Genomic DNA, 3,014 nt, shown 5'->3' with positions numbered 1-3,014 from the left:
GCGTCTTCTTCCGCTTGCCCGTGTGTTCCGCGTCCCCGAAGCTCAGCTGCATCGTCGTCATCCGTCGAACCTTGCGCTATTGTCGCCGAGGAATTGTTCAGAGCATCCTTAAAGCCCAGGGTGACTCTAGTTTTTACGATGCGGCGGTGGGCTCTGTCCGGCGCGATTGGGCTAGGGGGGAGGTTATAGCTGCTCGCGCACAGTCAGCAAGCATCAAGGACGCATTGTATGGCGAGGAGGCGATGAAGGCCTTCATGCGATCTGGCGAAGGACACTTGGTGGTGTCGCCGAAGTCGATGCTCGGTTATGCCTTGCTCCCCAGCGCTCGTGAGACGCTTCTGAGCATTTCCACGCATATCTTGTCCTACATCCGGGAGACCGCCTCGGCCCAACTCGGAACGGACGTGCGCAAGGCTGTGCTCGGTCGCCCCGTGGCTTTCCGCAGCTCCCAAGGGGAGGCGGGCAACGAGATGGCCCTATCCATCCTTACCGACGCGGCGATGGCTGCCGGTTTTGAAGAGGTCAGTTTTCTTGAGGAGCCGGCAGCAGCAGCCTTCGAGCACCACCGCCAAGTTGAGTTGCCAACTCGGGTGCTGATCTTTGACATCGGTGGCGGTACCACCGACATCGCCATGGCCCGCGTTGGTGGAGATTTACCAGCGCCTGAGATCCTAGCTTCCTGGGGCGAACCGAGAGGTGGCACCGACGTTGATCTCGAGCTGAGCCTGAAAGGTGTGATGCCGCTGTTTGGCAAGCATGTCACCTCAACCCCGGTGCACTTCTACGCTTGGGCAGCTAGTGTTCACGATGCGAAGCAGCAGCGTGACTTTCAGGTGGCCGACTTCTGCCTGATCGATGAGCCATATCGTGCGAGATTGGTGGCACTTCAGTGCCCGGGCCATACAGTGCGGCTTAATCGCTCCGTGGAACGGGCTAGGATCAACCTCGGATCGGATTCGCGCCGCCGGCTCAAACTCAGCTATATAGAAGACGGGCTTACTTGTCCGTTAGATCACCAACTCCTTGAGCAAGCATCCGAAGACCTTTCGCAGCGGCTCGAGCAACTCTTACGCACTGCCAAGGAGCAGGCATCCTGCGCACCAGATATTGTGCTGCTGACAGGGGGCATGTCCCAGGCGGCCATGATTCCCTCCTTGGTCGAAAAGGTGTTCCCGGGGATCCCCATTTTCCGCGGTGATGCATCGTTGGCCGTGGTCACCGGTCTGGCATGGGCTGCAGGCGCCGATGGTGGTGCCCAAGCGTGAACGCGAGTGTATTTCTGACTCATGATTGGAGGGCAAATAGGACGACCGAACGCTCGGGCGTGCCGTGTCCGGTAACAGTCACGCAGAACGATAGCCCTTAGTAAGCCCAAGAGCGTCAAACTGACCCTCTCTTGTCCTGTTTTCCTTAAGATCGACCTCGAGCGGTCCCTGCGCTGCACGCGCAGGCGTACGGCGAGACCGCTGATGTGACGACGTTGATCCAGCATGTACTCGCAGCCTTCATGGCGTGGGTCGAGAGTTCGACGAACCCCTGCTCTGGCAGCCTCCATCTTCAGTTTTTGTGACTTCGCCGCATGCGTTCTTTGTTCTACGACGGCCCCCGAGCGTCGTTCGGTGCCACCCAACGCATCGATCGAAAGTGGCCCGCGGTCGATCGGTCCCCCCGCGGGCTATCGCGTCGGCCACTTGAGGCGGCATTGGTATCCAGTGACGCCAAGTAATGCTGGGCTTTACCCCGGAAATCGCGGACGGTTGTAGCCGGATCGAGAGCTTCCGGTCTTGCCTAGCTAACGCGCCGCGTTCGACGCCAATTACGACTCCCTGAGGTGGTCCGTAGATGTCACCTTGGGCAACTTCCGCGATGCCTATATTGGTGAATTCAACGGACGCGGCTCCCTTGTGGATTGTTTTATGAACGGGACAGGTGGTGTAGAAGAAATGCTCGAGCGTCTCCGCTACCAATTCGACTATCACGTATATGGCCGCGACGCGTTGCGTGGCGAGGAGGTGGCCGCACCCAACAGATACTACTAATGGAATATCAAAGATGAGTACACTCAATTTCGACCCTATTGACCTGGCTCTACTGGGCGCTGGCTGGAGTAGCGCATCCGTGCCGCTGACTGTAGAGGATTGTTCCTTCCTGCACGAAGTGGCGATCATGTTGGCCATCGTCTACACCGAGTTAGCTGGCGTTGACGGCTACCCAGGCGTGTTTGGTTATGAAATCTCCGAGCCGTTGGGTAAGACACTGGCGCAGGAGAACAAACCTGACCTGCGGCTGGCCGAGCAACTCGTCCGCATCTGGATGGCAGAAGAAATGGGGCGCTAATGACCTGCAAGTGATCTGTATCGCCGTGATGCATTGGCATCCGATCCAAAGCATACGACCCGTGGTAAGCGAAGGTCCCTATGATCTTGACGCAGATGGGGCAACAGCCCTTGCGGCGTAGACGGCGGATTGCGCCTGCTTATTTGCGCTGTTGTCGCAGCAGAGTGATCCAACTGGCAATGATGGACTGCTCGAAGAGCCAGATCAGCGGCCATTGTTGGGCCGAAAGTCAGCTTTCTGACACCGGGCAGACGCGTGAGGCGACGCCTGTGGGCACCAGTGCGACCGTAACGTACAAGGTGGGAGCGTGCCCGAAATCGGTACGGCTTTGATCTGGAAGGCGTCGTTTCAAGAAGTGACGGGACGATAAGTGGATGCGATCGGGGAACTTAGCGTTCCAAAAAGGACGCGAAAAGCGATGTAGCGGGAGGAGGCGGATTTCTCCTCGACGACGAATCGTTCGCTGGCTGTGCTAACTATTTGAAATAAGACAAAAAGAATACTTTTCGATAGCGCGGCGCGCTGGCTGCGAAACGGGGCGATTGCAAAAAAACATGAAAGAAACTTAAGGAAGGTCTGATCAAAGCGCTCTGATACTTGGATTTCAGCGTCAAGGCGCCAAGTCGACCTCGATATGATCGATTTTGCGCCGTTTCTGACGCTTTTCGACGGGTTTC

Annotated in this window: 3 protein-coding genes; 2 read left to right on the top strand and 1 reads right to left on the bottom strand. The window is 57.4% G+C overall.

Annotation, left to right across the window (positions count from 1 at the left end):
• Positions 1-1,265, top strand: a 1,265-nt coding sequence (locus ACVOL0_RS20250; RefSeq protein WP_481550608.1) for an Hsp70 family protein, incomplete at its 5' end; no start/stop codon positions are given.
• A 787-nt stretch (positions 1,266-2,052) separates the two neighbouring features.
• Positions 2,053-2,337 (top strand): hypothetical protein, encoded by a 285-nt coding sequence (locus tag ACVOL0_RS20245; RefSeq protein WP_481507742.1) that lies wholly within the window; start codon positions 2,053-2,055, stop codon positions 2,335-2,337.
• Positions 2,338-2,685: 348 nt separating this feature from the next.
• Here ACVOL0_RS20245 and ACVOL0_RS20240 read toward each other — a convergent pair.
• Positions 2,686-3,014 (bottom strand): hypothetical protein (locus ACVOL0_RS20240; RefSeq protein WP_481550607.1); only part of this gene is annotated, 329 nt, incomplete at its 5' end.

This window comes from Stenotrophomonas sp. STEN021, from assembly GCF_056760175.1.
The sequence above is the reverse complement of the archived record's forward strand: the minus strand, read 5'-3'. Positions and strand labels throughout refer to the sequence as shown.

What these genes read in the sequence shown, in the direction of transcription:
- ACVOL0_RS20245 (WP_481507742.1), top strand. Translation starts at nt 2,053, where the DNA reads ATGAGTACACTCAATTTCGACCCTATTGACCTGGCTCTACTGGGCGCT.